Genomic DNA, 25,502 nt, shown 5'->3' with positions numbered 1-25,502 from the left:
GTTATAAAAATAATTGCTTTCAATTTCAGGCAATTGTCACGCCATTACAGCATTTATTGAACTTTTTGCCTTCCCCCCCTCGTGATTATTTAAATAGCAGGAAACATTTCGAACGGAGGCAAGACGATGAACGATTTGCTGAGACAGGATGATCTTATGGAATTCATGAAGATATCGAGGGCGACACTCTGGAGAATGCGGAGACACAAAGACTTCCCTAAGCCGGTGGTACTTTTGGGCTGCAAACGTTGGCGGCGCGAAGATGTCGAGTCCTGGCTGGAGGGGAAAAAGGAGGAAGCAAAAATGATTGACCCAGCCAGCGCAACTGGCAACTGAAGTACCGCACGGTCGATGGATGCACTTATGGAGATGACGTTCAAGTACAAGAATTTGCCGGTTCCGGATGCCAGATTCGAGCGAATGAAGGATTTCATACGCCGCGCTCTTGTACGCCAGTTATTCAGAAAGTATCTCGAAGATCAAATGAATACCGGGCACCCTCTTTCGTCATCAAAGGAGGTGTCGGTTGCATGATAAACCCCGTCCTCAAATAGCCGGTTCCCTCCGTTTCAATTCCAACGCATCCGATATCAGCGAATCATTTGAGCAGATACTGGCAAGCCTAGCCTCCAGGCCGAAATACCTCCCTGACTGGCCGGAAGGACAGCGAGCGATGCCGAATGAAATCCTGAGATCAGCCCTGTTCAATTGCCGCAACCGTAAGCAGCCGCGGATGTTCATGAAGGATATCGAAATTGCCTTGATCGGCGACGGGCAAGTCATCTACCGCGGCGAGGAATTGCGTCAGGACGATGAGTTGGTCTGGCTACACCTCATGCATCTGATAAAGAAGCTCCCGCTTGGGGAGTGTGTCGAGTTCACCCCTTACTCCTTTGTCAAGACTATTGGTTGGCCGATCAAGGGACAAAGCTACGAGAGGCTCCGCATCTCCTTCAGCCGCATGCAGGCAACGGCAATACGGATCCAATCGAAGCGCCTGGGATGCTTCATCAGTGTCTCGCTGATTCTCAAGTTCAGGTCCCGAAACGAGCAGAACGAGAATCTGCCGCGATGGCAGGTTTGGGTCGGCGAGGAGATGCGGCTTCTGTTCGATGAGGAGTTCCTGACGAGAATGAACTGGGAACTCAGAAAGTCCCTGCCCGATGGCATTGCCTCGAAGCTCTTTGGCTACTGGGCCAGCCACCGTCAGCCGTACCCAGTGAAGCTTGCCACCCTGGTGCAGCTTTGCGGATCGGAAATGTCCACGAAACATTTCAAAGTCGAGTTGAAGAAGGCTCTCGACCTGCTCGGCAAGATCGGTTTCCTGGAAACGTGGGAGTTCAAGGAGGATCTGGTGCTGGTCAAGAGGAAGTATTGACCTATGACCGACCGGACATTGACCTATGACCGACCCGGTATTGACTTTTGACCTACTGCTACTGACTTTTGACCGACGCAGTTATTGACCTTTGACTTACCGGAACATTGACCTTAGACCTACAGCCATATTCTAGGAAAGCAAAGGCATTCAGGATGTTACGTAGTTTTCCACAACCCTCTAACCATTATCTAACCTTTTTTTAACCAATAAAGGAGCGTTCGAATGATTGTTAGGAAGAAAGATGAAGTGCCTGTTCCCGAATGAAGCAATGAAAACCGTTATTTCGTATCTACGGCGAACACGACAGACAATCACATGTACAGAAGGTACGTATGCTCTCGTCGACGGCATTCCAGACATCAATGTTATAGAGCAGGCGTGCTGGGATCGGGCTGTTTCATTAGCCTTGGACGGTTCGATCCACATATGCGGAATCCAGATTCGCCCCGAATGGGACACAGCCAGAATCCGGAGAAAAGTTGAAGACCATCTGAGAAAGAGCGCTTCACCAGAGGACATTATCCGCATTGCTTCATACCTTGGCGTGAAGCTGAAGTAAGTCTCCCTCGTAGATCAAAAAACTCGGGCTTTACTGCACAAAAACATGCAGGAGGGACCAGTGCGTCTAAAACCGGACAGAAGGCAGTTCATTACCCGGCTTTAGTCCACTGAACCCCTATACCAGATTTCGTCCTGGCACGGCCAGGCTCTGAACCTAGAGCCATGGCAAAGCCGGTCATCGGAGTACGTCTCCGAGGCCGGCTTTTTTTATTTTCAAGGAGAGAATATGGACTATTTAGCAGCGGTTGAATGGGTCAGAAAGAATGAAGCGGTCATCAAGGGGAACATTGTCAAGTATCGCAACTTTTCGCCATACGAAGAGTGCGACTACATGCAGGAAGCTTTCGAGGCGGCGATGATTGCCACCCTGCGCGTCAAAACAAAGGAAATCTCCTTTGAAGCGGCCTTCTGGAAAATCTTCCGCAGGCAGATAAGCCTGTTTACTCCGAATCCAGACGACAGCTCGAATGGATCGAACTCTGTGCCTTCACACCTCTGTTCGGTTGATCTCGATTCTATCTCCATGAAGCAGCGCACGAAGAGACGGAGAAAGAAGCCCGACATAGAGGCAATCTATCACGCGGTCTGTCATTTCCTCACCGAGAAGGAACAGCAAATCCTCCACATGTCCCTGGGGATTTCGGATGAAGGCAGGCTTTCCAATTACGAGATTGCCGAGCGTCTCGGGTGTTCAGTCGCCAACGTCCGTGACATTATCGGCAGGGCACATAGGAGGCTGAAAGCACTTGTCATGAAGGGGACCATCGACCCCAGCCGACTTCGATAGCAACTTTGCCATCTATGGTGCCGTGAATGGTTCCATTTTGGTATCCGGGATTCAAGTATCCATTATTGGGTACTGTTTCAAGTCCATAATTGTCGCCATGATCGGGGCCTTGGTGTCTTTTTACCAAAAAATGCACCAATTTGTTGTCCAATCACCTTCCCCCCATCGTGATTATATATGCAGGGGGATTGAGTCACCCATCATCTGAACCAAAAGAGGAGACAATCATGGACGTGCTGGTTTGTGATCTCGGATTTTCATCGGCAAAGTGGATTTACAGCGAACGGCAGGGAAGGATAATTTCCGCCTTCAGCTACAACGGGGAGAATCTGCTGATAGGGGAAGAAGCGTTGTTGTCTTCCGGTTCTTCTTACCTGAAAACGATGGAAGAACTGGTACGGTATTACCCGGTCTTCGTCGAACATTGCCAAAAGGTGGCGGCGACCGAAGGCGACTTACTGCTTGCCGTCGGCCTCCCTTATTCCTTCTGGCAAGAGCAGCACAGACCTGGCGGAGCGGTCCCGGCGCTGGCAAAGTCGTTGACCGGTGGTGCGATCAAGGAAGTCGCCATATTCCCCCAGGGTCTGGGCGGTCTCAGGGACTACCTGGACAAGTTGGATGAACGCCCGACAGGGAACGTGCTCGGCATCGATATCGGATTCAACACCATCATCTTCACATTGTTCTCCCCCCAACGGAAACAGATCATCCACGGCAAGACCCTCAACAAACGCGGGGTCCATCAGATGGCAACGAGTTTCCTTCTCCCACGCATCAAGAGCCTTGCTCCATCAGGAACCTTCACGCCGGTCGAGATAGCGTTCCTGATCGAGAAGGGTTATCTCCAGTACGGCTTCGAGCGGCATGATGTCACTAAAGAGATCCACGAAGCTGGAGTTGCCTACATTGAGCATATCATCAGGGATGTCCAGGGGGAATTGCAGGCACACGTAGGAATGCATGCCGATTTTGAGCGGGTGCTGCTGTTCGGTGGTGGCGCCGCCCTGCTCAAGGATGAATTCCCGGCCAAGAACATCGAGGTCGTTATCCTTCCCGAGCCTGAATTTGCCAACGCCAGGGGCTTCCTATCGCTTGCCAGTGGAAAGTGAGCTGGATATGCCCCAATTCACCATAAAGCTGAATACGTATGATCCTGTCATTGTCGAAGCATTCTCGCTGTTGCGCAAAAGCCGGAAGCAGGCTGCATTCACACAAGAGGCGCTCAAGTATTTCCTCGCATCGGAGATGGGGGTACAGGTGATCGACCTCATGTGCCGGGACAATTCGTCATCTTTGCAGCCGACTCATAAAGTTAATCCGGTTGAACAACTTAAGGATTCAGCTCCCAAGGCACGGAACGATTTCCCCTCACCTGCCTCCAACCAGGCAAAAGACTCTTGCTGTGATGTTATGGAAAAAATTCTGAAGTAGTCCCGGGAGAAATCGAATGACTGATGGTAACCGATATGAAAAAAACGATGGCTCCATATTTGTCCCCAAAAGAGCTAACCCAAATATACCCGGAAAAGCATCCGAAAGTGGACCAAATCGGAAGTGAATCGGCCGGGAATTTCTCTATATACATTTATGAAATAAATGTGATCTATAACAGACTTTAGAAGGACTCGCACCATGCCGTCAAAGACAGCCATCATTGCTTATCGCTTCCATGTTCTATCCGGGCATCAGCAACTCTTCGATCTGGTCGAGGATCGAATCTGCACAGCTTACCGAGAGGGGTTTTCCGTTGTTGAAATCACCAGAATCATCGGTTCCAAGAAGGCAGATTACGCCCACGCCGTTCTCGTAAAACATCGGGTAATCAACCAGGGGAAACGGGGCCGACCGGCAAAGGATTCCGTACCTCCTGTTCTGGCTACCTACCTCTCCAGACGGTCGCTCTCCTTTGCCAAATGGTGCGCCGGCTGGGAGTTCGACATTTGGGACGCTGGACATGCCATCAGAGAAAACGCCGATGGTCCGGTGCTGGATGCCGTGCGGCGGGACTTTCCAGGCTGTTATGTGAAGATGCGCAAGCTCAAGGAATACCCTGACTATGTCCACCCGCCACAATGTCCATCGAACAAGCTGGAAGCCAACGTCATCTGGGATGAAGAGGAGCTCTGCTACCGCGCCGAAAAGGTTGAGAACCGCACCGTGCGGGGATATGGGTTAAGCATGGAAGACGCGATCAGGAATCTCAAGGTGAGTCACAACTTTGGACTGATGCTGGTGCGGTTGGAAGCAGGGTGCCGGATATAAAGCTCCCTGAGGGGACCAGTGTAGCCCCGTGAATGCTTTGCTATTTTGCGACACGCTTTAACGATAATTATATTTTACAATTTTGCCATTTTATGTAAATAATAATCACCGTTATGACTAAGAGAACCGTTACAATCTATCCAGCTTCGGCGAAAGAAATGGAGGCTCTGGGACAACGTCTCAAGGATGCGCGGCTTCGTCGCCGCTTTTCCATGGAAACGGTTTGTGCCAGGGCTGATATTTCGCGTCCGACGCTCTACAAGGTCGAGAACGGTGATCCATCTGTTTCAATTGGGATATACGTCAATGTACTTCGTGTTTTACTCTTGATTGAAGATTTGTCGTTAATAGCCAAGGAGGATGCTCTAGGGCGTCGGCTACAAGATGAATCACTCCCCCACCGGAAACGAGCCCCGCGCAGGAAGCCGCCGACAGGAGTCGATCTTTACTCTCCCTGCAGCAAGGATTGATCCTCCCTGAAGAGAAATACGCCCTTCTTTAGCGCCTGCTCCAGCAGTCCGGCCGTGAATCCTGTTCGGCCCTACTGACGCTTCCCCACTTCACCCTGCGTGCCTTTTCCCTGAGCGCACCCAGTATGTCTGGACCTACCTGCTTTTCAGTCCCTTTACCTCGCAGAAGAGGATTGAGTCATGATCCCTGTTCGCCGCGAGTTCGTGCCCAGCGAATAAGCGGCAACCATTTTTATAAGGTTATTTTTTACTTTAAAAAAATATTTTGACGTTAAGTGATAAAATTTGTAAAATACCGCTTGTTATCAAATAAAGTTGGATGATCTGCTGCTGAGGGGTGGCTCTTATGAAAAAATTTCCCCTGCTGTTCTTGTCTGACACACAACATAGTGCCGAGATCTCCAGGGCGGCAAAGGCCGGCAAGGTCCGAAAAATCGGCCCGCGGCTGTACACAAGTAACATGCAAGACGACCCGGAGCGCCTGGTTCGACAGAACGTCTGGCAAATCGTTTCGCTTCTGCTCCCAGGAGCTGTTGTCAGCCACCGCTCGGCCCTGGAAAACAAGATCTCCCCTGGGGGGCGGCTCTACGTCACCGGGGAGAAGCCGCGCATCATCAAGCTCCCCGGAGTCGAGATCGTCGTCCTCGCCGGTCCTGGACATCTGTCAAAGTGGGACTCGCCTATGCTGGGCCTTTTTGCCGCTTGCCGGGAAAGAGCGTACCTGGAAAACCTGTCGCCAACGAAAGAAAAAGGTGGCGAATCAAAGGTGCTGCCGCGTAAAGAACTGGAAGAAAGGCTTGTCGGGATCCTGAAAAGCGGTGGCGAGGTGGCATTGAACAGGCTTCGCGACCAGGCCCGCGAAGTCGCAAAGGCGCTCGGAATGGAGGCCGAGGCAAAGAAACTTGACGAGTTGATCGGCGCCATCCTCGGGACGCGTGAGGCACACCTTGTCTCACCGCTTTCGAGGGCGCACAGCGTCGGAGAGGGGTACGATCCTCGAGCCGCAGAGCGTTTCGCGCTACTCCGGGCGGCTTTGGCGGATCAGGTATTCCGGGAGCGGCCGATGCCGGTCGGAGACCGGCAGATCTTCTACAACGCCGGCTTCTTTGATGCATACTTCTCAAACTTCATCGAGGGGACAGAGTTCGAGGTCGAAGAGGCGCGGGAGATCGTTGAGTCAGGGACCGTACCGGTGGATCGACCGGAGGATGGGCATGACATCCTCGGCACCTACAGGATCGTGGGGAGTATCGACGAGATGATGACGATCCCTGGAGATTTCGATCAATTTCTGGAGATCCTGACCCGACGGCACGCCATAATCCTGGAAGGCCGCCCGGACAAACGACCCGGGCAGTTCAAGCTGAAGCCAAACATTGCTGGACTGACACGGTTCGTGGAGCCAGAGCTCGTCATCGGTACGCTCCGCCAGGGGTTCGAGTTCTACCGCGGCCTTCGTGAGCCGTTTGCCCGGGCGTTGGCGATCATGTTCATCGTCTCCGACATTCATCCCTTTGATGACGGCAACGGACGTGTTGCGCGGGCAATGATGAACGCTGAGCTCATTGCCAAGGGAGAGACAAGGATCATTATCCCATCAGTATTCAGGAACGAATACCTTTCCGGGTTGAAACGCATGACGAACGAAGCGGATCCCATACCGTTCATCAAGCAGCTCGAATACGTGCAGGAGTTTCTGTACAGGATTGATGTCTCGGACTTGGACCGAGCTATCGAGGTTGTGAGGGCATGCAACGCTTTTGCTAAACCAGAGGATACCGTAAAACTGCGGATGCCCGCGGCGAGTTAGTAAGGAATTTATTGGACGGTCTCGCCTTCAAAAAAGGGGAAGCCAAAAGGCTCCCCCTTCTTACAGATTCCTCGTTGGACATACGCCGATAGTCAGTCCCTTCTGCTCCCGAACAGTTGCAGGATAAAAAGGAACATGTTGACGAAATCGAGGTAAAGCGCCAGGGCGCCGGCAACCGCTGCCCCGCCTCTGGCCCCCTTAAGCTTTTGGGTGTCGTAGGCAGTGAGGCCAATGAAGACGATCAGGCCAATGCCGCTGACGACGAACTGGAGCATGTTGGAGTGCAGGAAGATGTTGACGATCGAGGCGATGACGATTCCCACCAGCCCCATGAAGCAGAACGAGCCGAGAGAAGTCAGGTCGCGCCTGGTGGTAAGGCCGTAGACGCTCATCACGGCGAAGGTCCCGGCCGTGGTGAAGAACGCGGAGGATATGGACTGACCGGTATAAATGAGGAATATCCCTGAGAGCGTCACGCCGTTGAGTGCCGAATAGAGCAGAAAGAGGGGAGCGGCGATGGTCGCTCCCATGCGGAGCGCGAATCCGCTGATCGCAAAGACCAACCCCAGTTCAACAATGAAGAGTCCAAAGAACACCGCCCTGTTGCTGAAGAGCATGGTGAAAAGCGCCGGTGAACTGACGACTGCCACCGAAACGAGCGCTGTCAAACAGAGACCGGCAGCCATCCACCCGTAAACTGCGCCAATTGTATTGTCCCTTGCCATTTCATAAGACCGTGAATGTGCTGGGATGCTCATTTCTTACCTCCTGGAAAATTCTGACCCGATTTTCGGGCAGTTTAGCTGGATTGTTTGCCTTCTATTCATTCCATATCGTTTCCGACCACAAAACATCCACGCTATCAGCCTGTTTTTTATCATCTTTTCAGTAAAACGGATACAAAAACGGATACAACGGTGACAAGCAGCTGAATTGCGAGGTCCATCGCGTAATATTTCGAGTCCGGACTTCAGGATTTCTTCCGGTCAGGGGAAATAGATTCCTACCGGAGCAATCCGCATGGGACAGACTTTCTGTGGGATTCGGGTTTCAAAAATATTCAGGTTGACGCACATTTTTTCTAGGTGTTTTTTCTGCCAAACGGAAACAAAAACGGAAACAAAAGCCACCAAAGCAAGAAAAAAGGACTTAACCATGTCGGCTAAGTCCTTGTTTTTATTGGAGCGGGAAACGGGATTCGAACCCGCGACCTTCAGCTTGGGAAGCTGACACTCTACCACTGAGTTATTCCCGCATGCATTTGGTTTTGTAGCCTACCGACCACGCTTTTGTCAACTTTTTTTTGCTTCCGGAAGGACCATTACTGCGGTCCCAGCTCGGCAATGGCCCGGCGGAAACGAGCAAGTGCCCGATCACGACCCAGCACCTCGATGACTTCGTAAATTCCCGGCGAGACCGTGCCGCCACTCAGGGCGATCCGCACCACTGGGCCGATCTGGCCGAACTTTACCCCCTGCTCATCGCAGAATCCCTTGAACAGGGCCTCCAACGCTGCGTGCCCGTACTCGGGCAGCTTCTCCAGTCGCTCGACCAAGGACGAGAGTAGCACCAGAGCCGCCGGGGTCGCGTGTTTCTCCACAGCCGACGCATCGTAGGCAAAATCATCGCAATAATAGAAGATGGCACCGTCGGCCATCTCCAGCATGGTCTTGGCCCGCTCCTGCAAGGTCTTCACCACTGCCGGCAGAGCCGGCCCCCCTTCCGGATCAACGCCACGCTCCTTCAGGAATGGTACCAACAGGTCGGCCAACCGCTGCGGATCGCCGGTCTTGATGTAATGGGCATTGAGCCAGAGCAGCTTGTCCGGGTTGAAGACCCCGGCGGAGCGCCCCACCTGCTCAATGGCAAACTTCTCGATCAGCTCCTCGCGGGTGAAGATCTCCTGGTCGCCGTGGCTCCACCCCAGCCGCACCAGGTAGTTGACCAGCGCCTCGGGGAGAAAGCCCATGTCCTTGTAGGCCATGACGCTGGTGGCGCCGTGCCGCTTGGAGAGACGGGTCTTGTCGGCCCCGAGGATCATCGGCACATGGGCAAACTCCGGCACCGGATAGCCGAGCGCCTGATAGAGCAGGATCTGGCGGGGGGTGTTGTTGACATGGTCGTCTCCCCGGATCACCTTGGTAACCCCCATGGTGGCGTCATCGATGACCACGACGAAATTGTAGGTGGGCGTACCATCGGTTCGCTGGATGATCAGATCGTCCAGTTCGTCGTTATTGAAAGAGATCTGGCCCTTGATCAGGTCATTGAACGCCGTGACGCCGTCCTGGGGCGCCCGGTAGCGCACCACATACGGTTTACCGGTAATTTCGTGACCAAGCTCCCGGCAGGTGCCGTCGTACTTGGGCTTTCGCCCTTCGGCCAGCGCCTTCTCCCGCCTTGCCTCCAGATCCTCGGTGGTGCAGTAGCAGCGGTATGCCTTCCCCTCGGCCAGGAGCCTGTCCACATGCTCCTTGTAGAGCGGGAACCGTTCCGACTGGTAGAAGGGTCCCTCGTCCCAGTCCAGGCCGAGCCATTTCATCGCGTCCAGAATGGCGTCCACCGACTCCTGGGTGGAACGGGCCACATCGGTGTCTTCGATCCGCAGGATGAAGGTTCCTTTGATCTTGCGGGCGAGAAGCCAGTTGAACAGGGCGGTACGGGCACCTCCTACATGAAGGTAGCCGGTAGGGCTCGGGGCGAAACGGAGACGGACATCAGACATCGGAACTCCTTGTGACAAAAAGTAACTGTTATTGCAAAGACAAAAACGACGCCAAGTCACAATACCTGACCATCTCAGTGTCTCTACGGCTTTGCGTTTCCATCCGGATGACAGGTCTATGGACCTTCTTCGGGATCATCCGCTTCCGGGGCCGGTCTGTCCGGGATGCGGTACTCCTCCTTGGCCCAGCGCCCCAGATCGACCATTTTGCACCGCTCCGAACAGAAGGGGCGAAACGGGTTATCCTGCCAGGTCGTCTCGTTGCGGCACGTGGGACAGCGGAGCATAATCACCTTTTTTGAAAGAAAAAATCCCCAGTCATAATGTCCGGGGAGCCAGAACGGTGTGAATATTAACGCCATGAGGACAGGAAAGTCAATCCCCGTGAGCCTTTCAGGGGACCTTTCGCCCCTTCAGCATATGCTCGACCTGCAGGGTTGACGGCCGTTTCGTTCCGCCCTGGTGGCGCCTGGCCTCGGCCTGGAGCCTTTCCAGAAGCGGCACCATCTGCAAGAGGCGGGCTATGCGGTAAAACCTGCCCAGATGCTCGCCCAGCCCGGTCGTGTCCGCCTCGTCGGGGAAGACGATCACCCCGTAGACCGGGAGCTCCCAAGGGCTGCGCTGTTTGATGAGTTTCATCAGGCTCATGCAGTATTCGTTGAGCTGGTGATACGGGTTCTCGCCCCAGAGGCAGTCGATCTTCTTCCGGTCGCTCCCGGAGCGGCTGTACCAGACATCGTTCAGGATGTCCCCATCCGAAACGATCCTGCCCAGATAGTATTTCGCCTCCAGGATCACGACACAGTTGCGGCTCACCAGGATGAAATCGGTGAACTGGCGGAAATTGCGCCCCACAGCCACGTCGAAGTTGCGCAACAGCCGCCATTCGTCCCGGGCAAAGTGGGAACTGGCGCTGATGGCCTCATGGATCAGCTGTTCAAAGCTGTTGGAGAACTGGGGCGACACCACGTCAACGAGCGCCTTGTAGGACTCCTCCTTCGCCTGCTTGGGGGCTGCTTCGAACCGGACAACCCGTTGCTCCAACTGCTCGATCTCCTGACGGGTCCGCTCCAGCTCATCGGTGTACTTGAGCGACTGCCGGGCCGCCTTGTCCTCCAGTTCGGCAATGATCTCCTCAGCCAGCCGGGAATACTCCTCGTCGTCCCGAACCCGCTGCTCCAGCACCCTGATCCGGCGTACCGAGAGCTCGGACTGCTCGCGCATCTGCCGTTCAGTATCTTCCAATTGCTGGTTTCGCTCCTTGAGCTGGCGCAGGTAGCCATCTGCCCGGGAGATGATCTCCGCCTCACGCTGGCGCAGGGCGATCCTTCGCTGGCGGATGTTCCTGAAGAGCAATTCGACTAGCAACCAGACAAGTGTCCCTCCGGACAAAAAGGCTCCCATTGTCCGCAGATAGTAGGAGTGCACTCCTACCTTGCGCGACGGGGCCGACAGCCAAAGCCGGTAATCTTCTGCAAAGCTGAGCGGAATGTTTTTCAGGACGTAGAGGCGACCGATGATTTCTCCCCCCCCGCCCGTCCCTGGATCGGGAAGGTGACGCAACACCGTAAACGATTCACGGGCAAGGTCGCTCTTCGTTGGTTGTCGGTACCAGCCGGAACGCGGCCCGGAAACGAACAGTATCTGTTGCTCCGGACAGGCCATGGACGTAGCCTTGCAGTCGGTTACCACATAGCCGAATAGTCCAAAGTCGGCATCGATGATCTGCTGGACCAGGAGCTGGTCACCCCGCTCCATGAAGTAGGAAAGCTTAATGGTCATCTGCTCGGCAAGGGTTTTCAGGTCGGCAGTGTGAATGCGGAGCAGACGCTGTTGCTTGAAATCAGCGAAGATGTCCGCATTGATAAGGGTGGCGATGACGGCAGCCATCCCTATGACCAGCAACAGGCGGAAAGCGGACAGTATGCGGATACGGTTTATTTCTTTCATAGGCGTCGCATCGTGCCTCAGATCAGCAACGTTTCCCCGGGCCTGAGGGGGGGCGGCTCGTCGGAACTGAGGGTTGAGTAAAACAGGTAAAAGAACAGAACAACCATGCCGAGAAACAGCAGCAGGGGCCGCAACAGGCTGCTGCGCGGCTCTCTGCCAGCCGGGCGAAGGAAGCCGAAGATCGTGATCAGGATACCGATCGCACCGAACATTCCGCCCCAGAAAAAGGCCAGCGAGACGAATTGGGCCGAAGCCCGGGGCGACAGGAACAACAGTCGGGCAACCCAAGTGTGATAATACGATCCGACCGTGATCAGCGCCACGGCGGCAATCAGGAAGTTGAGCCCGCGTTTTACCGTTGACCGGCGCATTCCCCCCCTACCCCTCCACCCAGCTCACGTCACCGATCCCCTGGCGCAGCACCTCCGGGTAATCACCGATCAGGCTGACCACGGAGCTGACGTCGGGCGGCAACAGGCCGCCGTCGAGGATGCAGTCGAGCTGCTTTCCCATCTCGCTTTCGACGATATAGGGATCGCCGATCGGCTCTTCGCCCGAACGGTTGGCGCTCGTGGTGACAATGGGGTTCCCCAGCGCCTTCACCAGGGCAAGACAGACCGGGTTGTCCGGGATCCGGATACCAACGGTCTTCTGCTTGGTTACCAGCAGATTGGGGACAATACTCGTGGCGTCCAGCACGAAGGTGTAAGGACCGGGCAACAACCGCTTCATGATCCGGAAGGCAAAGTTACTCACCTTGGCGTAGCGGGTTACCTCGGAAAGATCAGCGCAGATGAAGGAAAACGGTTTTTTCTTCTCCCGCTGCTTGATCGTATAGATCTTCTCGATCCCCTTTTTACTGAAGATACTGCAGCCGATGCCGTAGGTGGTATCGGTCGGATAGGCGATCACTCCGTCACCCATAAGGATATCAACCACTTGGGAGATAAGGCGTGGCTGGGGATCTTCGGGGTGGATGCTGATCATCATGGCGCGTCAACCGGGTTGAGCGGTTGCAGGTCCTTGGGGACAAAGCGTCCGTCCTTCTGGATCAGCACGTCGTCGAACCAGATCTCGCCGTCACCTTCCAGGAGCTTCACCATATCCCAGTGGACCGCCGACTTGTTGCCGTTGTTGCACTCGTCGTAGCACTGCCCCGGGGTGAAGTGGATCGAGCCGAAGATCTTCTCGTCAAAGAGGATGTTACGCATGGGGCTGCGGATCCCGGGGTTGACGCCAATGGCGAACTCGCCGACATAACGGGCCCCAGCATCGGTGTCGAGGATCTTGTTCAGCGCCTCGTCCATCCCCTGGGCCGTGGCCTTGACGATCCTCCCCTTGCTGAACTCCAGGCGGATATTATTGAACTCCTTCCCCTGGTAGAGGGTCGGACAGTTGTAGGTGATGTACCCCTCCGCCGATTCCCGCACCGGCGCCGTGAAGACTTCGCCGTCGGGGATATTGAAGCGGCCGTCGCACTTGATGCCCGGCAACCCCTTGATGCTGAAGGATAGATCGGTGTCCGTCGCCCTGATCCGGACCCGGTCGGCCCGGTCCATATAGCGCTTCAGCTTTTCCTGCTTCTTCGATTCGGTCTGCCAGTCGATGCAGCAGGCGGCAAAGACATAGTCCTCGTACTCCTCCAGGCTCATCTTGGCATCCTGGGCCGCGCCAAAGGTCGGATAACGGGTAATGACCCAGCGCGTGTTCTTGACGCGCCAGTCACTGATCGGACGGGTAACCCTGGCGTAGGTGATCATGGCAGCCTGATCGGCCTGGGCAAGGGTCATGGTGTTGTCAGCCGCCGAGATGGCAATGAAGACATCCACCTTCTTCATGAAATCCAATTTGTGCTCGGGAAAGTAGTTGAGCTGCTCCTTCCTGGCGCTGTTGAAGAAGTGCCGGGAAAGCTCGGGAAAGCTGAATTCGTACTCGACATAGCGGGCCCCTTTTTCGAGGCAGAGGATATAGAGCTCCTTCACAAGCGGAAGGGCCTCCGCTCCCGAGGCGCTGATGAGTACCACATCCCCCTTTTTCACCCGGGTCGAGTAGTTGACCAGCACCTCCGCCCACTGTCTGATTCTCGGATCCTTCACGCTTACCCCCGTGACTCGTTACTGGTTACCCGTGAATCGTTACCCCAAACCGGCCCTGATCCCGCTCCCGCCTTTACCAGTCACGAGTCACGAGTAACCAGTCACCGGTTTCTACCGTCCCGTATGACCGAACCCGCCAGTCCCACGGACGGTATCGTCCAGTTCGTCGACCTCCACCAGCACTGCCCGCACCACGGGCGCCACGATCATCTGGGCAATCCGCTCGCCATTCCTGATCACGAACGGCTCGCTGCCGTGATTGATCACGATCACGCCGATCTCGCCCCGGTAGTCGGCGTCAATGGTGCCGGGCGCGTTCACCAGCGTGACACCATGCTTGATGGCCAGACCGCTCCGGGGCCGGATCTGGGCCTCGTATCCTTCGGGAACGGCAATGGCGATGCCGGTTGGGACCAGTATCCGCATCCCCGGCTCCAGGCGGATCTCGTCCGTCAGGTCGGCACAGAGATCCATACCGGCCGCCGAGTCGGTCATGTAGCGGGGTAAGGGGTGCGCGCCGGACGGACGCAGGCGCTTTATGCGAACGGGAATGTGCTGCATAGGGTTAGAGCGTCAACTCAGCGGGATCGGTTGGAATACCTTCCAGATCGCCCATCAGTTGGAGCGTCAGGTAGCGGTCGTCCAGGATCTCCTGACAGAGTTCCAGCAGGCTCTGAACCGTCACCTGCTGGAGCCCCTTGATGATATTCTCCAGCGGTTGGTAGGCGCCGAAATAAATCTCGTTTTTGGCCAACTTGGACATCACGTTGTCGTTGCTTTCCAGGGAGAGGAGAATATTCCCCTTGAGCAGTGCCCGGGCAGCATCCAGTTCGTCCGCACCTACCGGCTCGTTCTTGATCCGGCGCATCTCGCGCAACAGAATGTCCAGCACCTGGGAAACCTTGTCTTTCGAGGTGCCGGACGAGACCACCAGGGTCCCGGCGTCGGAATGGGAGGCGAGGTAGGAGTAGATGGAGTAGGCCAGCCCCTCTTTTTCCCGGACCTCCTGGAAGAGTCGGGAACTCATGCTGCCGCCCAGGATCGTGTTGAGGATAAGCGCCTCGAAACGCTTGGGATGGTTTTGGGGCAGCGCTTTCGTCCCGAGGCAGATCAGGACCTGCTCCAGGTCACGCTGCACACGCTCCAGCCGCTTCTCGTAAGGTGGAGGCGTGCCGTTGTCGGTACCGCCGCCGCTGGGAACGGCGTCAAAAACACTGTTCAGGAGTTCAAGGAGTCGATCATGAGTGACTTTCCCGGCCGAAGCGATGATGATATCGCCGGCCCGATAGGTCTCGCGCTGATAGGCAACGATGTCGTCGCGGGTCAGGCTCTCAACTGTCTCTACGGTGCCGATGATCGGCATCCCCAGTGGGTGCCCCTTCCAGACGTTCTGGTGGAACAGGTCGTGGATGAAGTCGTCCGGACTATCCTCCAGCATCCGGATCTCCTGCAGGATCACCTTCCGCTCCTTGTCGATCTCATCTTCGTCAAAGACCGAGTTGAGAAAGATGTCCGCCAAGAGCCCCACTGCACCGGGAAGGTATTCTTCCAGAACCTTGGTGTAGTAACAGACGAACTCCCTGCCGGTAAAGGCGTTCAGGACGCCGCCGACCGAATCGATCTCACGGGCAATATCCAGGGACGAGCGGGTTTTGGTCCCTTTGAACAGAAGATGTTCGATGACATGGGCGATACCGTTCCGGGACGGCGATTCGTGCCTGGAGCCACTCGCCACCCAGATTCCGATGGATACCGAATGGGCGTGGGGGATGTACTGGTTAATGACCCGGATACCGTTATTGAGAACTGTTTTGGAGATCATGAATGAAATATACCTGCCCTCGTTCGATTCGCAACTGCTGGCACAAGGAAAAGGGGCGGTCCGCAGGCCGCCCCTTTTTTCCAAACAATAACCGGCAGGCGAGCCCGCCGGTATTCAGGTTATTCGGGGAGCGTCGCGCCCAGGGCTTCCTTCCGGGAGAGCTTGATTTTCCCCTGTTTGTCGATCCCGATACACTTCACCAGCACCTTATCCCCTTCGTTCAGGACATCGGTAACGTTTTTCACCCTGGTGGTGTCAAGTTCGGAGATATGAACCAGACCGTCGGTACCGGGAAAGATTTCCACGAACGCGCCGAACTCCATGATCTTCTTGACGGTGCCCATGTAGAGCTTGCCCTCTTCGGCCTCGGCCGTGAGGTCGCGAATCATCTTGATGGCCCGGTCACAGGCGTCCTTGTCGTGGCTGGCGATATTGATCTTGCCGCTGTCCTCGATATCGATGCTGACCCCGGTCGCCTCGGTGATGCTCCGAATCGTCTTGCCGCCGGAACCGATGACGTCGCGGATCTTGTCGGACTTGATCCAGATGGTGGTGATGCGCGGTGCGTAGGCGGACAGATCGTTGCGGGGTGTGGCCAGAGACTCTGCCATCTTCCCCAGGATATGCAACCGTCCCTCGCGGGCCTGGCCCAGGGCGGTCTGCATGATCTCCCGGGTGACACCGGTGATCTTGATGTCCATCTGCAGGGCGGTCACACCTTCGGCAGTCCCGGCCACCTTGAAGTCCATGTCGCCCAGGTGGTCCTCGTCACCGAGGATGTCGGACAGGATCGCCACGTCATTCCCTTCCTTGATGAGTCCCATGGCAATGCCGGCTACGGGAGCCTTGATCGGCACGCCGGCATCCATCAGGGAGAGGGAGCCGCCGCAAACCGTGGCCATGGACGAGGAACCGTTGCTCTCCAGGGTGTCGGACACAACCCGGATCGTGTAGGGGAAGTCCTCATGCTTCGGAAGAACGCGTACCAGTGCCCGTTCGGCAAGGGCGCCGTGGCCGATCTCGCGCCGGCCCGGGGCGAGGCGGAAGCTGGTTTCGCCCACTGAGTACGGCGGGAAGTTGTAGTGCAGCAGGAACCGCTTTTTGGATTCGCCGTACAGGGAATCAATCCGTTGCTCGTCGATGGAGGTGCCGAGGGTGGCAGCAACCAGGGCCTGGGTCTCGCCCCTGGTGAAGAGGGCCGAACCATGGGCGCGGGGAAGCAGGTTCACTTCGGTGATGATCGGGCGGATGGTCCGGGTATCGCGGCCGTCGATCCGCTCGCCGTCCTTCAGGATGTGCTCGCGGACCAGTTCGTATTCGAAGTCGCCCAGGAATCCCTTGATCTCCTTGTTGCGTCCCTCGAACTCACCGCTCAGGGCCGCAATAGTCTCGGCCGCAATGACGTCGATCCGGTTGTGGCGGTCCCCTTTGGACTTGATACGTACCGCTTCCTTCATCTGAGCGTAGGCCAGTTCCTTGACCTTCGCCTTCAAAGCCTCATCGACCACGACAGGGGGCACATCGCGCTTGGCTACGCCGGCCTTGGCGCGCAGTTCTTCCTGAGCGACCAGGATCGGCTGTACCGCTGCATGGCCGAAGAAAACAGCCTCCAGCATGACATCCTCGGAGACCTCGGCAGCGCCCCCCTCCACCATGCACACCGTATCCTTGCTGGCGGCAACGACAATGTCGATGTCGCTGAGGGCCAGTTCATCGGCAGTCGGGTTGGCCACGAACTGGCCGTTCACCCGGCCGACCTGTACCCCGGCTATCGGGCCGAAGAACGGGATATCGGAGACATGCAGGGCAGCGGAAGCGCCGATCATGGACAGGATGCCGGGATCGTTGTCCCGGTCCGCAGAGACCACGGTTGCCATGATCTGGGTATCGTTGAGAAAGTTTTCCGGGAACAGGGGGCGGATCGGCCGGTCGATGAGCCGGCAGGTCAGGGTCTCGTTGTCGGACGGTCGCGCTTCCCGCTTGAAAAAGCCGCCGGGAATCTTGCCGCCGGCATAGGCCTTTTCCTGATAGTTGACGGTCAGGGGGAAGAAATCCTGCCCCTCTTTTGCAGATTTGCTGGCCACGGCGGTTACCAGCACGGTGGTGTCACCGCAGCGCACAACCACGGCGCCATTGGCCTGCTTGGCCATCTTGCCGGTTTCTATGGACAGCTTTCTGCCGCTGAATTCCAGTTCTACTGTCTGGGTGTTGAACATAATTAATCGGTCTCCTCACCGTTTCTGTGGTGTTGGGGCCGTCGAGAAAAAGGCCCAAAAGCGGTGACTCGTTACTCGTAACTGGTAAAGACGTTGCTTTTTCCAGTCACGAGTCACCAGTTACCAGTCACGGACTTAAGCCGTTTTATCCACGCCCCCAACCGGTTGTTGTAATGCATCACAAGTAATAAAGAAAAGGCAATATACCTCCCCATCCGGTCAGAGGTATACTGCCTCTTTTTACCTTCTGATACCGAGCTTCTCGATGATTACCTTGTACCGCTCCACGTCCTTCTTCTTGACGTAGTCCAGCAATCTGCGCCGCTGCCCGACGATCTTCAACAGGCCGCGCCGGCTGTGGTGGTCCTTCTTGTGAATCTTGAAGTGCTCCGTGAGGTACGTGATCCTTTCGGTCAGAATCGCGATCTGGACCTCCGGCGAACCGGTGTCGCTCTCGTGGAGTTTGAAGGTTTTGATGATCTCCTGCTTTTTGTCTGTAGCCAGCACTTGGTACACCCCCTTTCTGTATAGTTGATTATGGTTGCATGGTTAGCGTCCACTTGGCGTAACGTTTGTTATTAGCACATTGGCCGGGTCATGTAAAGGGAAAGGTCGGCAAAACCCGCAATAGTTGCAGGGTTAGGAGGTTCTGACCGTCGCCTCCGCAGCGCCCGACAGCGAGTAGTTCGCCGCCGTGGGAGAGACGGACCGTTTCGCCGGGATTGAGTGACTGCCGTGAAACGGTCAGAATGTCGGCCGGGTCCGGGGTGCGACCGTGCCTGACGTACTGCGCGCCCCGTTCGGCAAGTTCCAGTTCGGGAAGATGGCTCAACGCCGCACCGGGCGTGATGAGCGGCACCTCAGTCCCGGTACCCAGGACGGCCTGCTCAAGCATCTCCAGCGTAATGGCCCGGCCAATGGCAAATGGGCCGCTGGCGGTCCGCCTCAGTTCAACCAGATGGGCAAAACAGCCGAGACGCTCCCCCATATCCGCTGCAAGAGTCCGGACGTAGGTTCCCCGCGAACAGCTGACCGTAAAGGTGACCAGCGGGAACGCGATACTGTCGATGGACAGGTGATATACCGTTATCGACCGGGCCGGCCGGTCCACCGTGACCCCTTTACGGGCCAGCCGGTAGAGAGGCACCCCGTCACGCTTCAGGGCCGAGTGCATGGGCGGCACCTGGCGGATAACACCGGTAAACCGGCTGACTAGTTCAAACACCGCCTCAGCGGTTATCTCCTGCCAGTCGCCATGCCGGACGACGATGCCGGTGCGGTCGCCGGTATCGGTCTCCTCACCGAGACGCATCACGGCTTGATATTCCTTGACACCTTCGTCCAGGTACGGGATGAGCCTGGTCGCCGTGCCGAGAGCCACCGGGAGCACACCGGTGGCAAACGGGTCGAGAGTGCCGGTGTGTCCGGCCTTGGGCTGACGGCAGAGACGGCGTACCCGCTGAACCACGCCATGGGAGGTGAGTCCTTCAGGCTTGTCGATGATCAGGAAACCATTCATTTAGAGCTTGAGTGCCCTGGAGAGGTGGTCAAAGACCCGTGAGGTGACGTCGGCGTAGGCCCCTGCCACCGTACAGCCGGCGGCGTTGTGATGTCCGCCGCCACCGAACGCGGCAGCCAGTTCGGAGACATCAACCTTGCCTTTGGACCTGAAACCGACCTTGTACTTGTCGGGCTCAAGCTCGCGGAAAAATACCGACACTTCCACCCCCTGGATGGAGCGGGGATAGTTGACGAAACCGTCGGTCAGTTCCGGACAGCCACCGGTCCTGGCATACATCTCCAGGGTGACCGTGACCGACGCATAGGCGCCGCAGGGAGAGATGGTCAGCGTGGAAAGTGCCTGGGCCAGGAGTTCGAGACGCTGCCTCGGCTGGCTTTCGTAGAGTTTTTCCGAAATGTCCCACGCATTGATGCCGGTGGCGATCATCTCGCCGGCAATGGCAAAGGCTTCGGGATCGGCATTAGAGTAGCGGAACGAGCCGGTATCGGTGATGACCGCCGTATAGATGGAGAGCGCGGTCTCATAATCGACAGCATCTCCGGCCGCCTTGATGATCCGGTAAATGAGCGCACCGGTGGCACTGGCCTGGGGGTCGATCAGGTTGATGGCGCCAAAGCGATCACACCCCTTGTGGTGGTCGATATTGATGACCCTGCCCAACCGCTGCGATCTGCCAATTTCGCGGCCAGCCCGTTTGAACTCCCCCACATCCAGCACGAAACAGACATCGAACGCCTTGTCCGGCAGTTCGGTAACCGCACTGTCGAACCCGGGCAGAAAACGGTACAGCTCGGGAAACGAATCACAGGAGTAGACCGTCACATCCTTGCCCAGGAGACGAAGATAGCTGGCCAGGGCCAGACTGGAGCCGACCGCATCCCCGTCGGGGCCTTCATGGGTCGTGATCAGAAAATGATGGTGCGACCTGATGGCCCGGATAATCTCATTCAGCATCGTGATCGGCCTCATCGTGGATCTGCTTCAGCAGACCTTCGATCCGTGACCCGTACGCTATCGTCTCGTCGTAACGGAACAGAATGTCCGGGGTATAGCGCATCCGCATCGTCTTGCCCAGTTCCTTGCGGATGAAACCCTTGGCACTGTTGAGGCCGGCCTCTGTCGCCTTCCGCTCTTCGTCGCTGCCGACCACGGTGAAATAGATGGTGGCCAGGTGCAGGTCATCGGTCACCTTGACGCCGGTGATGGTCACGAAACCGACCCGCGGGTCCTTGATCCCTTTGACCAACAGGCGGGAAACCTCTTCATGGATCGCTTCGCCTACTTTTTCTGAACGTTTGTACATAAAAACCTCAGGCACGAGGTACGAGGTAAGAGGAGCGAGGACAAGCAATTATCCCCGGTCCTCGATACTTTATCCTCGATCCTGTTGTTACAGCGTGGCCGCGACCTTCTCCATCTCGAAGGCCTCGATGATGTCGCCGATCTTGAGGTCGTTGTAGTTCTCCAGACCGATACCGCACTCGTAGCCGGTGGCCACATCTTTCACGTCGTCCTTGAAGCGGCGCAGGCTGGACATCTTGCCGGTGTAGATCACCACGTTGTCACGCAGCAGCCGCACCTGAGCATTGCGGACCACTTTGCCGTCCTGGACGTAACAGCCGGCCACGTTCCCCACTTTGGGAACCGAAAAGACCTCACGGATCTCGGCCCGACCCAGATATTTCTCCTTGAAGATCGGTTCCAGGAGGCCTTCCATTGCCTTCTTCACATCCTCAACAGCATCGTAGATGATGCTGTACAGGCGGATATCCACCCCTTCCTTTTCGGCCAGGTTCTGGGCCTTGACCTCGGGACGGACGTTGAACCCGATGATGATGGCATTGGATGCGGCCGCGAGGTTCACGTCGGTCTCGGTAACCGCACCAACCGCCGAATGGATAACATTGAGACGGACCGCATCGGTGGAAAGCTTGCGCAGCGACTCGCCAACCGCTTCCACTGATCCCTGCACGTCACCCTTGACAATGACGTTAAGATCCTTGACCTCGCCGCTCTGTATCCTCTTGTACAGATCCTCAAGGGAAAGTTTGGTGTGTTTGGCCAGTTCCACCTCACGCTGCTTGATCTGGCGCAGGGTGGCGATCTCCTTGGCCTGCTTTTCGTCCTTCATGGCAACGAAGACATCGCCGGCATCGGGCACGCCAGAAAGACCGATCACCTCGACCGGCATGGACGGGCCAGCCTCAAGAACCTTCTCGCCGCGGTCGTTCTGCATCGCCCTGACCCGACCGGACTGGACGCCGACTACGCAGTAGTCGCCCATCTTGAGGGTACCTTCCTGCACCAGTACCGTGGCAACCGGGCCGCGCCCCTTGTCCAGCTTGGCTTCGACGATCGTCCCCTTGGCCGGCTTGTCGGGGTTGGCCTTCAGTTCCATGACGTCGGCCTGCAGGAGAACCATCTCCAAAAGGCTTTCCAGGTTGAGCCGCTTCTTGGCCGATACCTCCACCATGGTGGTATCGCCGCCCCACTCTTCGGACACCAGGCCATGTTCGGTCAGCTCCTGCTTCACCCGCTCGGGCTTGGCATCGGGCTTGTCGATCTTGTTGATGGCAACGATGATCGGTACCCCGGCCGCCTTGGAGTGGTTGATCGCCTCACGGGTCTGGGGCATGACCCCGTCGTCGGCAGCGACAACCAGGATGACGATATCGGTGACCTTGGCGCCGCGGGCACGCATGGCGGTGAACGCCTCGTGACCGGGGGTATCCAGGAAGGTGATCTTCCGGCCGTTCAGTTCGACGTCATAGGCACCGATGTGCTGGGTGATGCCGCCCGCTTCGCCGGCAATGACGTTGGCTTCGCGGATGGCGTCCAGAAGCGAGGTCTTGCCGTGGTCGACGTGACCCATGATGGTCACGACCGGTGAGCGCTTCACCAGGGATTCCGGTGCATCCGGCACAGACTCCAGGATCTCGTCCAGATCGACGGCCACGTTTTCGATCTCGTAGCCGAAATCGGTGGCCAGCAGAGTCGCCGTGTCAAAGTCCAGCGGATGGTTGATGGTAGCCATCATTCCCATCTTCATGAGGGCCCGGATCAGGTCGGTTGCCTTGATCCCCATCCGTTTGGCCAGTTCACCGACACTGATGGTCTCGGAAATCTTAATGATCCGCTTGATCGCCTTGGGCGTGGTGATCTCGGTCTTTTTGCCCTCGGAAACCCGCTCTTTCTGGTACTTTTTCTTCCCTTTGCCGGCCTTGAAGCCCGGCTCGAACACCCGTTCACGCTTCTCCTCGAGCTCGGCCCGACGGATACCCTCTTTTCTCTTGTCCGGTGTGCCACCCTTTTTACTTTTGGCAGCATCGGTCGGGGGCCCCTTCTTCCCACCTTTGCGATCAGCCGCTCCGGGAGGGGCTTCAGCAGGAGCCGGGGTCACCACGCGTGGTGCACCACCGGTCGGACGGTCTTGTCCGCGTGGCGCAGGAGCAGCGTCCCTGCCGCGCTCGGCCTGGGGACGGCCCTTGGAGAGCATGGACGCCGGACGTTCGGTACGGCCTGGCTGTGGCGATGCAGACTGCCTTGCGGGGGTGGTGAGTCCGGGGAGTTCCACACGACCCAGAATGACGGCCCGGTTGGCTGTGGGGCGTTGCGGTTCCGGTGGAGGAGTCGGAGATTTTTCCTCCTTCACGACAACCTTTTCAGGAGTAGGAACAGAAGCAGGCGTGGGCGCTGGAGCCGGTTGTTCGAGGGCGGCAGCTTCACCCCCCGTCGGTTTCTCCATAACCTTCTTCTCGGGAGCAGGAGCTTCTGCCGGTTCGACAGCTACCGGAACCGGTGTCGGTTCGGGGGTGGGCTCCGGTGGAGGTACCACTTCGACGTCCACCTGCTTTTCCACCGTCTTGGGCCGCCGGCGGATAACCGAGGTGCTGACCCGCACCTCCTCCTTCTGCACGTCCTGGACAGTTGTCGTGGCAGTCTGAGGTGGGGGAGCCAGGAGTTTGTTGACATCCGCTTCGTCGAGGGTTGCCGAATGTGATTTCACGTCGACCCCAATCGCCTGCAGTTTGGCCATCAGCTCTTTGTTCTCAATGCCCATCTTCTGGGCCAATTCATAGACGCGGATTTTTCCCATGATTATAACGCTCCTCCCTCGTCGAAGAAGTTCCTGTAACGGGTAATTTCATGTAACAGCACGGCTACGAACGATCCGTGCAGAACAGCAACGACACTCCTGAACTCCTTGCCCAGAAGCGCTCCAAGTCGATCCTTGTTTGCCAGGGTGTGGCATGGTGTACCAACCCGCTCCGCCAGGTCTCGCACCCGACGGGCACTCTCCGGAGCGGTGTCTTCCGCCAGAACAACCAGCCCGGCGTTCTTGCGGCGGAGTGCATCCAGGACCGTATCGGTTCCGGAAACCACCTTGCCGGCCTTGTTTGCCAGCGCCAAGTAGTTTTCCATATGCTCTACCATCCTGTCAGCCACCAAACGGATCATATCATCGGGAGGGACCGTAGTGACCTCGCCTTTGAATGCCCGCTGAAACTGTTTTCTCACCAAAGACTTGCGCAGACAGTCGGCCTTCAGACAGGTATAGGCGCCACGTCCGGGAAGCTTTGCCTTGAGGTCGGGGACAAGCGTGCGGTCCGGTGCAAGAACAAAACGGAGCAGCTCCGTTTTCTCCCTGACCGACCTGCAGCCGAGACAACTCCGCTGAGGCGCGTCCTTGGCCATTACTCTCCTGTCGCCTGCTCCTGCGGCTCGGTCGGAGCTTCGGCCGCAGATGCCTCTTCCTCGCTCGCCTCTTCTTCCGCCCCATCATAGGAGGAGAACTGAAGCAGTTCCGCCTCGGCCTGACGGGTTTCGTTCTTGATATCGATCCGCCAGCCGGTCAGTTTCGCTGCCAGCCGTACGTTCTGGCCGCGCTTGCCAATGGCCAGGGACAGTTGATCATCAGGAACGATGATCTCCATGGAACGGTTATCGTCATCGACCAGCACCTTGGAAACGGCTGCCGGCTGGAGGGCGTTGCAAGCGAAACGGGCAACATCCTCGGACCAGGGGATGATATCTATCTTCTCGCCCCGGAGCTCGGAGACCACATTCTGTACCCTGCTGCCCCGCATGCCGACGCAGGCGCCGACCGGGTCAACGTCATGATCATTGGAATAGACGGCGATTTTTGCCCTGCTCCCGGGTTCGCGGACCACGTTGACGATTTCGACAATCCCCTCGGCGATCTCGGGCACCTCGGCCTCAAAGAGTTTGGCAAGCATCATCGGGCTGGTACGGGAGAGAAGGATCTGGGGCCCCTTTGTGGTCATCCGGATCTCGGTGATAAGGGCCTTTACCCGGTCCCCCTGGCGATAGATCTCCCGGGGCGCCAGCTCCTTGGTGGAGAGAACCGCCTCGGCCCTGCCCAGATCAATGATCAGATCACCCTTTTCATAGCGCCGGACAATACCGGTGATCAACTCACCAACCCGGTCCTTGTATTCATTGAAGATGGTTTCCCGTTCAGCCTCACGCACCCGCTGAATGATGACCTGCTTGGCGGTCTGGGCGGAAATGCGGGAAAATTCGCTGGAAGGGAGTTTCATGCCGATGGAGTCCCCGACCTCTACGTCCGGGTCTTCCTCGCGGGCCTCATCCAGAGTGATTTCCTTGTAGGAGTCCTCTACCTCGTCAACGACAGTAACGAATTCAAAGATTTCAACTTCGCCCAGCTCCTCGTTGAAATGGGCTTCAAGGTCCCGTGTGTTGCGGTATTTCTTGTTCGCTGCCGACAAAACAGCCTGTTCGAGGGCTTCGACAACGATCTCCCGATCGATACCCTTCTCTTTCATGAGCTGGTCGATGATGTGCTTAAGGTTTAAGGTTGTTTCCACGGTACATTCTCCTTGGTTCAGGCAATGCTATGACCCGAAGTCAACTAAGAA

The 25,502-nt window shown here is 56.8% G+C and carries 25 protein-coding genes and 1 tRNA gene; 8 read left to right on the top strand and 18 right to left on the bottom strand.

Going from position 1 to position 25,502, the window contains the following annotated elements:
* Positions 1–126 precede the first annotated feature (126 nt).
* The 8 genes from JN12_RS07475 (at position 127) to JN12_RS07435 (ending at position 7,271) form a co-directional block, all read left to right on the top strand.
* Positions 127–336 carry a helix-turn-helix transcriptional regulator gene (locus JN12_RS07475; RefSeq protein ID WP_145020559.1) on the top strand — a complete coding sequence of 70 codons (210 nt, stop codon included), beginning with the start codon at positions 127–129 and terminating at the stop codon, positions 334–336.
* A gap of 214 nt (positions 337–550) precedes the next feature.
* Positions 551–1,378 carry a plasmid replication initiator TrfA gene (gene trfA, locus JN12_RS07470; protein WP_342795409.1) on the top strand — a complete coding sequence of 276 codons (828 nt, stop codon included), beginning with the start codon at positions 551–553 and terminating at the stop codon, positions 1,376–1,378.
* Between the two features lie 790 nt (positions 1,379–2,168).
* Positions 2,169–2,729 carry a sigma factor-like helix-turn-helix DNA-binding protein gene (locus tag JN12_RS07460; protein ID WP_145020550.1) on the top strand — a complete coding sequence of 187 codons (561 nt, stop codon included), beginning with the start codon at positions 2,169–2,171 and terminating at the stop codon, positions 2,727–2,729.
* Positions 2,730–2,956: 227 nt separating this feature from the next.
* Complete coding sequence (locus tag JN12_RS07455; protein ID WP_145020547.1) at positions 2,957–3,838, top strand: ParM/StbA family protein; 882 nt, start codon at positions 2,957–2,959, stop codon at positions 3,836–3,838.
* Between the two features lie 7 nt (positions 3,839–3,845).
* Positions 3,846–4,160, top strand: coding sequence for a hypothetical protein (locus JN12_RS07450; protein ID WP_145020544.1), 315 nt, complete (start codon positions 3,846–3,848; stop codon positions 4,158–4,160).
* Positions 4,161–4,361: 201 nt separating this feature from the next.
* Positions 4,362–4,991, top strand: a complete 630-nt coding sequence (locus tag JN12_RS07445) for a hypothetical protein (RefSeq protein ID WP_145020541.1) — start codon at positions 4,362–4,364, stop codon at positions 4,989–4,991.
* 113 nt (positions 4,992–5,104) lie between these two features.
* A complete protein-coding gene (locus JN12_RS07440) occupies positions 5,105–5,461 on the top strand; it encodes a helix-turn-helix domain-containing protein (protein ID WP_407925378.1) in 357 nt (118 codons plus the stop codon).
* Between the two features lie 346 nt (positions 5,462–5,807).
* Positions 5,808–7,271 (top strand): Fic family protein, encoded by a 1,464-nt coding sequence (locus JN12_RS07435; RefSeq protein WP_145020538.1) that lies wholly within the window; start codon positions 5,808–5,810, stop codon positions 7,269–7,271.
* 92 nt (positions 7,272–7,363) lie between these two features.
* On the opposite strand, the gene JN12_RS07430 is transcribed toward JN12_RS07435, so the two are convergent.
* The 18 genes from JN12_RS07430 to nusA form a co-directional block, all read right to left on the bottom strand.
* Positions 7,364–8,029 (bottom strand): Bax inhibitor-1/YccA family protein, encoded by a 666-nt coding sequence (locus JN12_RS07430; RefSeq protein WP_145020535.1) that lies wholly within the window; start codon positions 8,027–8,029, stop codon positions 7,364–7,366.
* Positions 8,030–8,451: 422 nt separating this feature from the next.
* Positions 8,452–8,526, bottom strand: a tRNA-Gly gene (locus JN12_RS07425).
* Positions 8,527–8,592: 66 nt separating this feature from the next.
* Positions 8,593–9,996: a glutamate--tRNA ligase gene (gltX, locus tag JN12_RS07420; protein WP_145020532.1), complete on the bottom strand. Its 1,404-nt coding sequence runs from the start codon at positions 9,994–9,996 to the stop codon at positions 8,593–8,595.
* Between the two features lie 116 nt (positions 9,997–10,112).
* Entirely contained in the window at positions 10,113–10,283 is a 171-nt protein-coding gene (locus JN12_RS07415; protein ID WP_145020529.1) for a DNA gyrase inhibitor YacG, read from the bottom strand.
* 106 nt (positions 10,284–10,389) lie between these two features.
* Positions 10,390–11,946, bottom strand: a complete 1,557-nt coding sequence (locus tag JN12_RS07410) for an NERD domain-containing protein (protein ID WP_145020526.1) — start codon at positions 11,944–11,946, stop codon at positions 10,390–10,392.
* A gap of 17 nt (positions 11,947–11,963) precedes the next feature.
* Complete coding sequence (locus JN12_RS07405; protein ID WP_145020523.1) at positions 11,964–12,317, bottom strand: hypothetical protein; 354 nt, start codon at positions 12,315–12,317, stop codon at positions 11,964–11,966.
* A 7-nt stretch (positions 12,318–12,324) separates the two neighbouring features.
* Entirely contained in the window at positions 12,325–12,936 is a 612-nt protein-coding gene (locus JN12_RS07400) for an L-threonylcarbamoyladenylate synthase (RefSeq protein WP_145020520.1), read from the bottom strand.
* A complete protein-coding gene (locus tag JN12_RS07395; RefSeq protein WP_145020517.1) occupies positions 12,933–14,042 on the bottom strand; it encodes an aminopeptidase in 1,110 nt (369 codons plus the stop codon). Before JN12_RS07395 ends, JN12_RS07400 begins: the two co-directional genes overlap by 4 nt.
* 111 nt (positions 14,043–14,153) lie before the next feature.
* The gene (gene dut / locus JN12_RS07390; protein ID WP_145020514.1) at positions 14,154–14,603 is read right to left on the bottom strand and encodes a dUTP diphosphatase; all 450 of its coding nucleotides are present in this window, start codon (positions 14,601–14,603) and stop codon (positions 14,154–14,156) included.
* A gap of 4 nt (positions 14,604–14,607) precedes the next feature.
* Positions 14,608–15,864, bottom strand: coding sequence for a M16 family metallopeptidase (locus JN12_RS07385; RefSeq protein WP_145020511.1), 1,257 nt, complete (start codon positions 15,862–15,864; stop codon positions 14,608–14,610).
* 119 nt (positions 15,865–15,983) lie between these two features.
* Positions 15,984–18,080: a polyribonucleotide nucleotidyltransferase gene (gene pnp, locus JN12_RS07380; RefSeq protein ID WP_145020508.1), complete on the bottom strand. Its 2,097-nt coding sequence runs from the start codon at positions 18,078–18,080 to the stop codon at positions 15,984–15,986.
* A 240-nt stretch (positions 18,081–18,320) separates the two neighbouring features.
* Positions 18,321–18,587, bottom strand: a complete 267-nt coding sequence (rpsO, locus tag JN12_RS07375; RefSeq protein WP_145020503.1) for a 30S ribosomal protein S15 — start codon at positions 18,585–18,587, stop codon at positions 18,321–18,323.
* An 88-nt stretch (positions 18,588–18,675) separates the two neighbouring features.
* Positions 18,676–19,599 carry a tRNA pseudouridine(55) synthase TruB gene (gene truB / locus JN12_RS07370; protein WP_145020500.1) on the bottom strand — a complete coding sequence of 308 codons (924 nt, stop codon included), beginning with the start codon at positions 19,597–19,599 and terminating at the stop codon, positions 18,676–18,678.
* Positions 19,600–20,556 (bottom strand): DHH family phosphoesterase, encoded by a 957-nt coding sequence (locus JN12_RS07365; RefSeq protein WP_145020496.1) that lies wholly within the window; start codon positions 20,554–20,556, stop codon positions 19,600–19,602.
* Positions 20,546–20,905, bottom strand: coding sequence for a ribosome-binding factor A (locus JN12_RS07360; RefSeq protein ID WP_145020493.1), 360 nt, complete (start codon positions 20,903–20,905; stop codon positions 20,546–20,548). The genes JN12_RS07365 and JN12_RS07360 overlap by 11 nt, the downstream gene beginning before the upstream one ends.
* Before the next feature lie 87 nt (positions 20,906–20,992).
* Positions 20,993–23,698: a translation initiation factor IF-2 gene (infB, locus tag JN12_RS07355; RefSeq protein WP_145020491.1), complete on the bottom strand. Its 2,706-nt coding sequence runs from the start codon at positions 23,696–23,698 to the stop codon at positions 20,993–20,995.
* Positions 23,699–23,700: 2 nt separating this feature from the next.
* Positions 23,701–24,297 (bottom strand): DUF448 domain-containing protein, encoded by a 597-nt coding sequence (locus tag JN12_RS07350; protein WP_145020488.1) that lies wholly within the window; start codon positions 24,295–24,297, stop codon positions 23,701–23,703.
* On the bottom strand, positions 24,297–25,451 hold the full coding sequence (nusA, locus tag JN12_RS07345) for a transcription termination factor NusA (RefSeq protein ID WP_145020485.1): 1,155 nt from the start codon (positions 25,449–25,451) through the stop codon (positions 24,297–24,299). The genes JN12_RS07350 and nusA overlap by 1 nt, the downstream gene beginning before the upstream one ends.
* Positions 25,452–25,502: the final 51 nt, after the last annotated feature.

Origin of the sequence: Geobacter argillaceus, from assembly GCF_007830735.1 — a bacterium.
Classification (GTDB): Bacteria; Desulfobacterota; Desulfuromonadia; order Geobacterales; family DSM-12255; genus Geomobilibacter; species Geomobilibacter argillaceus.
The sequence above is the reverse complement of the archived record's forward strand: the minus strand, read 5'-3'. Positions and strand labels throughout refer to the sequence as shown.